The organism is Pseudomonas sp. NBRC 111139 (assembly GCF_001753955.1).
Taxonomy (GTDB): Bacteria; Pseudomonadota; Gammaproteobacteria; order Pseudomonadales; family Pseudomonadaceae; genus Aquipseudomonas; species Aquipseudomonas alloputida.
Map to the genome: position 1 here is coordinate 1 of NZ_BCBP01000123.1, position 6763 is coordinate 6763.

Genomic DNA, 6763 nt, shown 5'->3' on the forward strand with positions numbered 1-6763 from the left:
GCCCGGAAAAGTGTTTATCATAGGCATCTCTTTGCCTGGCTTGCACGAACACCATGACCGAGAACGACTACACCTTCGCCTGGGGCTTGTACGCAGTAGCCGCCTTAGGGTGCCTGCTGGTGGGCTTCAAGCTCACCGGCTGGATGTGGCGCTGGCTGCGCGAACCGCTGCGGGTGGTGCTGGCGGTGCTGCTGCTGACCCCGACCATCGTCGACCCGGTCAAGGACAGCTTCGCCCCTGCAATCGCCATCACTGCGCTGGATGTCGCTTTCAAGGTCGGCAACAACGCCTGGCGCGCTGTGTCCGACTTCGCCATGTATGGCATGATCGCCTTCGGCCTGTACTTCCTCTTCGTGCTGCTGCGCTGGCCGCTGGAAAAGCGCGCGCACGCACGCCGTGAGCAGGCCGAAGCCGCCGCCAGGCGTCAGCGGGCCGAGGATGACCAGCTCGGCACCCAGGCGCCGCTGGCTGCCGAGCGCAGCGACCGTTACCGTGACGACTTGCCGCCAGCCGCTACGCGTGGCGCAGGCCGGGTCGAGCCTCGTCTGTAAACGGAGACACGCCTATGTGCGAACTGCTGGGCATGAGTGCCAACGTCCCTACCGACATTGTTTTCAGCTTCACCGGCCTGATGCAGCGGGGCGGGCGTACCGGCCCGCACCGTGACGGCTGGGGGATAGGCTTTTACGAAGGCCGCGGCCTGCGCCTGTTCCAGGACCCGGCCGCGAGCAGCGAGTCGGAAGTGGCCAACCTCGTGCAGCGCTACCCGATCAAAAGCGAAGTGGTGATCGGTCATATCCGTCAGGCCAACGTCGGCAGGGTGTGCCTGTCCAACACCCACCCGTTCGTACGGGAAATGTGGGGCCGCAACTGGTGCTTCGCGCACAACGGCCAGCTGGGTGATTTCAAGGGCCTGGCCAGTTTTTACCGGCCAGTGGGCGACACCGACAGCGAAGCGGCCTTCTGCGACCTGCTCAACCGCATCCGCAGCGCTTTCCCCGAACCGGTGCCGGTGGAGCAGCTGCTGCCAGTGTTGGTCGAAGCCTGTGCCGGCTACCGTGGTCAGGGCGTGTTCAACTGCATGCTCAGCGACGGCGACTGGTTGTTCTGCTTTTGCTCGACCAAGCTGGTGCACATTACCCGCCGTGCGCCATTTGGTGCCGCACGGTTGAAGGATGTCGACCTGATCGTCGATTTTCATACCGAAACCACCCCCAACGACGTGGTCACGGTGATTGCCACCGAGGCCCTGACCGAGAACGAGACCTGGCACCGCTACGCGCCGGGTCAGTGGGCCCTGTGGCGGCACGGCGAGTGCGTGGCGCACGGCCAGAGCTAAGGACGCTGCATGTTCAGAAGTTACCTGCGATTGCTGTTGTTCACCTTCGGCCTGCTGGCCGGTATCCAGGTCCCGGGGCTGGTCAAGGACTACAGCCAGCGGGTCGAGGCGCACCTGTTCGAATCGCGCGAGGCACTCGATGGGTTCCGGCAAACGGCCGAGCGCTTTTTCAAGGGCGACTTGCAGGCGCTGCTGCAGCACTACCGCAGCAGCGACGACCCGGTGTTCAACAGTGATGCCAACAGCATCGAAAGCCTGATGATCCGCAACGAACTGCTGGAAAACGAATGGCAGGTGCTGCAAGGGTCATGGGCTGAGCGTACCTGGCATGTGCTGGTACAGGCCGACCCGCAGTTGCGTGAAGAAACCCTCAATGGCTACAGCTACCAGATTCTGCTGGTGCCCGAGGCGATTGTCTGGGGTGTGGGTGCCGGTTTTGTGTTGGCCTTTGTGGTCGAAAGCCTGTTGCTGGGGATTGGCTGGCTGATCCTGGGCGGGCGGCGCAGGGTGGTGAAAGAGAGCTGGCGCTAAGTTCTGCTGTACCTGTACCGGCCCTTTCGCGGGCAAGCCCGCTCCCACAGGATCATCACAGGCCTGGCGGGCCAGGTTGTACCTGTGGGAGCGGGCGAGCCCGCGAAAGGGCCGGTACAGGCAGAGACTGTTGTTTAGACTAGTACGATCCGCTGCCCCCCCACATCCCGCGCATACCGCTCCAACACCTGCCGGCAAACCCCAACCACCTCATCGACCAACGCCACCCCGGTCTGCCACGCCACCACCAGCTCAAGGCTCGGCGGCGGCTGTAACCCTTCCAGCAGCACCAGCTCGCCCCGGCCCAACTCGGCATCCACCAGCGCCGGCGGTAGCGCGCCAATGCCAAAACCGTCGCGCAACAGCCGGGTAATCGCCGCCACCGAGTTCACACAATTCAACCGCGGCGCCTCTGCCCCCGCAGCCTGCAGCAAGCTCAGCACCTCCTGGTGTGGCCGTGAATTCTTCGAGAAGGTGATGATGCGCTCGCGCCCAAGTTCGGCCAGCGATGCATAGTCCCGGTGCTGGTGGGCGCCTGCGGCCACCACCCAGCCCATTGGGTAGCGCGCCAGGTCGAGGCTGCGGATCGATTGCTCGCGCAGCAAGTCGGTCTGCAAAATCACGTCAAGAAAGCCCTTCTGCAGCTGCTCGCGCAAGTTCAGCGCGGTGTCGGCCACCAGTTCGATTTCCACCTGCGGGTAGCGCTCGGTCAGCTCCGCCACCAGTGCGCTCATCCAGGTGTGGATCACCGTGTCCATTACCCCGATGCGAATGCGCCCGACCTTGGCCCGGTCGCTGTCCAGCGACTGCTTCATGGCCTTGGCGGTTTCCAGCATGCGTTCGGCGTATTCCAGCACCTTGCCGCCCTCCGGGGTCAGGCTGACGCCGCGGGAGTCACGCAGCAGCAGCTTCACGCCCAGGTCAGCCTCCAGTGCGGCAATACGGCTGGATACCGAAGCCTGGGTGGTGAACAGCTTTTCTGCCGTCAGGCGGAAGCTCTTGAGCCGGGCGACCCAGACGAAGGTTTCGAGGAAGCGAAGGTTCATGATCAGTTTTTCTTGTTCCAGACCGGCGGTTTTTTTCGTTGGACGCAGGCGAGGTGGCCTCTGAACAATGGCGCCCAGGCCGCGACGCTTCATGTCGCCCATAAAACAATACCAACAAGCCGAGGCATCCATGAACCCCACCGGCGTGCAGCAGCAGGTCAGTACCCTCCCTTCGTCCGGGCCTTTCGCCTGGTACCGTGACATCGACAAACAGCAACGACGTACCTTCTGGAGCTGCAAGATTGGCTATGGCCTGGACGGCATGGACACACAGATGCTCAGTTTCGTCATCCCTACGCTGATCATGCTGTGGGGTATCACCACCACCGAAGCCGGGTTGATCCACACCAGCACGCTGATCGCCTCGGCTGTAGGAGGCTGGGTGGCCGGTATCCTCTCCGACCGCATCGGCCGGGTGCGTACCCTGCAACTGACGGTGTTGTGGTTCGCCTTCTTCACCTTCCTGTGCGGCTTCGCTCAGAACTACGAGCAATTGCTGATTGCCCGAACCCTGATGGGCTTTGGCTTCGGTGGCGAGTGGACCGCCGGCGCGGTGTTGATCGGCGAAGTGATCCGCGCCCAGGACCGCGGCAAGGCGGTGGGCATGGTGCAGTCCGGTTGGGCAATTGGCTGGGGCCTCACGGCCATCCTCTATGCGCTGCTGTTCTCCTGGCTGCCGGCAGAGCAGGCCTGGCGTGCGTTGTTCCTGCTGGGGCTGGTACCGGCAATCTTCGTGATCTTCGTTCGCCGCCTGGTCAAGGACCCTGAGGTCTATCGTAAGGCCAAGGCAGTGGAAAACGCCGAGGCACCCTCGCGCTTCTACGAAATCTTCGCGCCGGGCATGCTCTGGACCACCGTGCGGGCATCCCTGCTGACCACCGGCGCGCTCGGCGGTTACTACGCCATCACCTCGTGGCTGCCAACCTTCCTGAAGAACGAACGCGGCCTGAGTGTGCTGGGCACGGGGGGCTATCTGGCCATGGTGATCGTCGGCTCGTACATGGGCTATGTGGTCAGTGCTTATCTGTCCGACCTGCTGGGGCGCAAGAAGAACTTCATCCTGTTCGCCGTGGGCTCTTTCGTCATTGTGCTGTTGTACACGCAGATGCCGGTCAGCGATGGCGTGATGCTGTGGCTGGGCCTCCCGTTGGGCTTCTTCGCCTCGGGTATCTTCAGCGGCATGGGGGCGTTTCTGACCGAACTGTTCCCCACGCGCATTCGGGGTTCGGGGCAGGGCTTCTGTTACAACATCGGCAAGGTCATTGCCGCGCTGTTTCCGTTGATGATCGGCATGCTCGGCCAGAATGTTCCGCTGGGCCTGGGTATCGGCGTGTTTTCTGCGGTGTCCTACGGCATTGTGATCGTGGCGGCCTTGAGCTTGCCTGAAACCCGCGGCAAACAGCTGCAGGCGCGGTAAGGTAGGCCTATGCACAACGACAAGGGAGACCGCGTGGTGGAACGCCTGCTACTCAATTGCGACATGGGTGAGAGTTTCGGCAGCTGGCGCATGGGCCTGGATGCCGAGGTCATGCCTTACATCGATTGCGCCAACATCGCCTGCGGCTACCACGCCGGCGACCCCGGTATCATGCGCCGTACCGTGGCCCTGGCGCTGGAGCACGGGGTGACTATCGGCGCGCATCCGGCCTACCCGGACCTGGTCGGCTTCGGCCGCCGTTCCATGGCCTGCAGCCCGGAAGAAATCCGCGACCTGCTGCATTACCAGATCGGTGCGCTGGATGGCATCTGCAAAGTGCTGGGTGGTCGCGTGGCCTATGTGAAGCCCCATGGCGCGCTGTACAACGACATGATGGCCGACCCGCTCAAGCTGCGTACCGTGCTGGAGGCCGTAGCGGCCTATGACAGCAACCTGCCATTGATGCTGATGGCCACCGCCGACAACCGTGCCGCCCAGGCACTGGGCGATGAAATCGGCGTGCCACTGTGGTTCGAGGCGTTCGCAGACCGCGCCTACACCGCCAGCGGCCATCTGCTGTCGCGGCGCCTGCCGGGCGCGGTGCATCACGACCCAGCGCGGGTGGTGGAGCAGGCGGTGCGTCTGGCCCGAGGCGAAACGCTGTTGGCTGACGATGGCAGTGCCTTGCAGCTTGCCGCCCGCACCCTCTGCGTGCATGGCGACAACGACAGTTCGGTGGCGGCGGTGCGGCAGATTCGCCAGGCCCTCGATGGGCTGGAGGCGTGATGAAACCGCGAATTGAAGTGGTCGCCATCGACAGCCTGATGGTCCGCCTGTTCGACCGTATCGATGAGGCCAACATGCCATGGATGCTCGCCGCCAGCCGGCGCTTGAGCGCGGCGTTCGGCGAGCACCTGCTGGACCTGGTGCCGTCCTACACCACGCTGATGGTGCAGTCTGCCCTGCCGCCAGGCGAGGCCAGGGCGCGAATCGCTCAGGCGCTGGACGGCTTGCAGCCTGACACAGGCAGTGGCGGCCGCCGACACGAGATCCCGGTGTGGTACGACGCCAGTGTCGGCCCCGAGCTGCCTGTGCTGGCGGCCCGCAGCGGCTTGAGTGAAGCGGAGATTGTTCGGTTGCACGGCGAACGTGATTACCCGGTGTTTGCCCTGGGCTTCGCGCCTGGTTTCGGCTTTATGGGCCTGGTCGACGAGCGCCTGGCCAGCCCTCGTCTGAGTACCCCGCGCAAGCGCGTGGCGGCGGGCAGCGTGGGGATTGCCGAGCGCCAGACGGCGGCCTACCCGGCAGTATCGCCGGGTGGCTGGAACCTGATCGGGCGCACCCCGGTGCGGTTGTTCGACCGTGAGCGTGAGGGTTACAGCCTTTTGCAACCCGGTGACCGGGTGCGCTTCGTGCCGGTTTCGCGCAGCGAATTCCTGGCCATGGGTGGTGATGTGGAGGCGCAGGGATGAAGCAGTTGATGATTGAGGCCAGTACGCCGTTGTGCCAGTTACAGGATGCCGGGCGCTTCGGCGTGCGCCACCTTGGCGTGACCCAGGGCGGGGCGCTGGACTGGGTGGCGATGCACTGGGCCAACTGGCTGCTGGGCAACCCGTTGGGGGCGCCGGTGGTCGAGGTGGCGCTGGGTGGTTTTTGCGTGGTGGCTGAACAGGATTGCGTGCTGGCCCTGGCCGGTGCCGACCTGGATGCGTGTGTCGATGATCAGCCGCTGGCGCCATGGCGCAGCTTTGCCCTGGCCAAGGGGCAGCGCTTGACCCTGAAGCAGCCCAAAGTGGGTGTGCGGGCGTATCTGGCGGCACCGGGTGGGTTCCTGGGTGAGGAGGTGCTGGGCAGTTGTGCCACCGTGGTACGTGAAGCACTGGGTGGCATCGATGGCCAGGGGGCTGCGCTGGCTAAACACCAGGCATTGGCTTTTACCGGTAGCAGTGCACCCCTGCGCGAAGTGCCGCACGCGTTGTGCCCACAGTTCGCCCCAAAGCCGGTGCTCGACCTGGTGATGGGCGCGCAGATCGGTGAATTCAGCGGTACCAGCCTGTTCGAGGCATTCAACCGGGAATGGACGCTGGACAGCCGGGCCGACCGCATGGGCATCCGGTTGTTGGGGCCGCAGCTGGTGTACCAAGGGGCGCCGATGATCTCCGAAGGGATCCCGCTGGGAGCGGTACAGGTGCCGCCGGACGGGCAGCCGATCGTGTTGCTCAATGACCGGCAGACCATTGGTGGGTACCCGCGGCTGGGCGCGCTGACGCCGCTGGCGCTGGCGCAACTGGCGCAGTGCATGCCGGGGGCGGTGGTGCGGTTCAGGGCGGTGGTGCAGGACGAGGCCTGGCGGGAGCAGCAGGATTACCTGAACCGTTGGCGGTAGAGCGGGCGGCCTCTTCGCGGGTGAACCCGCTCCTACACACGTCT

At 64.4% G+C, this 6763-nt stretch carries 8 protein-coding genes; 7 read left to right on the forward strand and 1 reads right to left on the reverse strand.

Annotated elements, in window-relative coordinates:
- The first annotated feature begins 53 nt into the window (after window positions 1-53).
- Genes BJQ17_RS29075 through BJQ17_RS29085 form a run of 3 tightly spaced genes read left to right on the forward strand, consistent with a single transcriptional unit; the run spans window position 54 to window position 1870 of the window.
- Window positions 54-551, forward strand: coding sequence for a hypothetical protein (locus BJQ17_RS29075; protein ID WP_003254673.1), 498 nt, complete (start codon window positions 54-56; stop codon window positions 549-551).
- A 14-nt stretch (window positions 552-565) separates the two neighbouring features.
- Complete coding sequence (locus BJQ17_RS29080) at window positions 566-1339, forward strand: class II glutamine amidotransferase (RefSeq protein ID WP_003254671.1); 774 nt, start codon at window positions 566-568, stop codon at window positions 1337-1339.
- 9 nt (window positions 1340-1348) lie between these two features.
- The gene (locus tag BJQ17_RS29085) at window positions 1349-1870 is read left to right on the forward strand and encodes a DUF2937 family protein (protein WP_070096973.1); all 522 of its coding nucleotides are present in this window, start codon (window positions 1349-1351) and stop codon (window positions 1868-1870) included.
- Window positions 1871-2004: 134 nt separating this feature from the next.
- Here the strand turns inward: BJQ17_RS29085 and BJQ17_RS29090 are convergent, their stop codons facing one another.
- Entirely contained in the window at window positions 2005-2916 is a 912-nt protein-coding gene (locus BJQ17_RS29090) for a LysR family transcriptional regulator (RefSeq protein ID WP_003254668.1), read from the reverse strand.
- 130 nt (window positions 2917-3046) lie between these two features.
- On the opposite strand from BJQ17_RS29090, the gene BJQ17_RS29095 reads away from it, so the two are divergent.
- Genes BJQ17_RS29095 through BJQ17_RS29110 form a run of 4 tightly spaced genes read left to right on the forward strand, consistent with a single transcriptional unit; the run spans window position 3047 to window position 6719 of the window.
- A complete protein-coding gene (locus BJQ17_RS29095) occupies window positions 3047-4333 on the forward strand; it encodes an MFS transporter (protein ID WP_010955247.1) in 1287 nt (428 codons plus the stop codon).
- A 9-nt stretch (window positions 4334-4342) separates the two neighbouring features.
- Window positions 4343-5119 carry a 5-oxoprolinase subunit PxpA gene (locus BJQ17_RS29100; protein ID WP_033726002.1) on the forward strand — a complete coding sequence of 259 codons (777 nt, stop codon included), beginning with the start codon at window positions 4343-4345 and terminating at the stop codon, window positions 5117-5119.
- The gene (gene pxpB, locus BJQ17_RS29105) at window positions 5119-5805 is read left to right on the forward strand and encodes a 5-oxoprolinase subunit PxpB (RefSeq protein ID WP_003254664.1); all 687 of its coding nucleotides are present in this window, start codon (window positions 5119-5121) and stop codon (window positions 5803-5805) included. Before BJQ17_RS29100 ends, pxpB begins: the two co-directional genes overlap by 1 nt.
- Complete coding sequence (locus BJQ17_RS29110) at window positions 5802-6719, forward strand: biotin-dependent carboxyltransferase family protein (protein WP_003254662.1); 918 nt, start codon at window positions 5802-5804, stop codon at window positions 6717-6719. Before pxpB ends, BJQ17_RS29110 begins: the two co-directional genes overlap by 4 nt.
- Window positions 6720-6763 lie beyond the last annotated feature (44 nt).

Bases quoted from the DNA above. Each gene is read 5' to 3' on its own strand.
- BJQ17_RS29075 (WP_003254673.1), top strand. From the start codon at position 54: ATGACCGAGAACGACTACACCTTCGCCTGGGGCTTGTACGCAGTAGCC.
- BJQ17_RS29080 (WP_003254671.1), top strand. From the start codon at position 566: ATGTGCGAACTGCTGGGCATGAGTGCCAACGTCCCTACCGACATTGTT.
- BJQ17_RS29085 (WP_070096973.1), top strand. From the start codon at position 1,349: ATGTTCAGAAGTTACCTGCGATTGCTGTTGTTCACCTTCGGCCTGCTG.
- BJQ17_RS29090 (WP_003254668.1), bottom strand. From the start codon at position 2,916: ATGAACCTTCGCTTCCTCGAAACCTTCGTCTGGGTCGCCCGGCTCAAG.
- BJQ17_RS29095 (WP_010955247.1), top strand. From the start codon at position 3,047: ATGAACCCCACCGGCGTGCAGCAGCAGGTCAGTACCCTCCCTTCGTCC.
- BJQ17_RS29100 (WP_033726002.1), top strand. From the start codon at position 4,343: ATGCACAACGACAAGGGAGACCGCGTGGTGGAACGCCTGCTACTCAAT.
- pxpB (WP_003254664.1), top strand. From the start codon at position 5,119: ATGAAACCGCGAATTGAAGTGGTCGCCATCGACAGCCTGATGGTCCGC.
- BJQ17_RS29110 (WP_003254662.1), top strand. From the start codon at position 5,802: ATGAAGCAGTTGATGATTGAGGCCAGTACGCCGTTGTGCCAGTTACAG.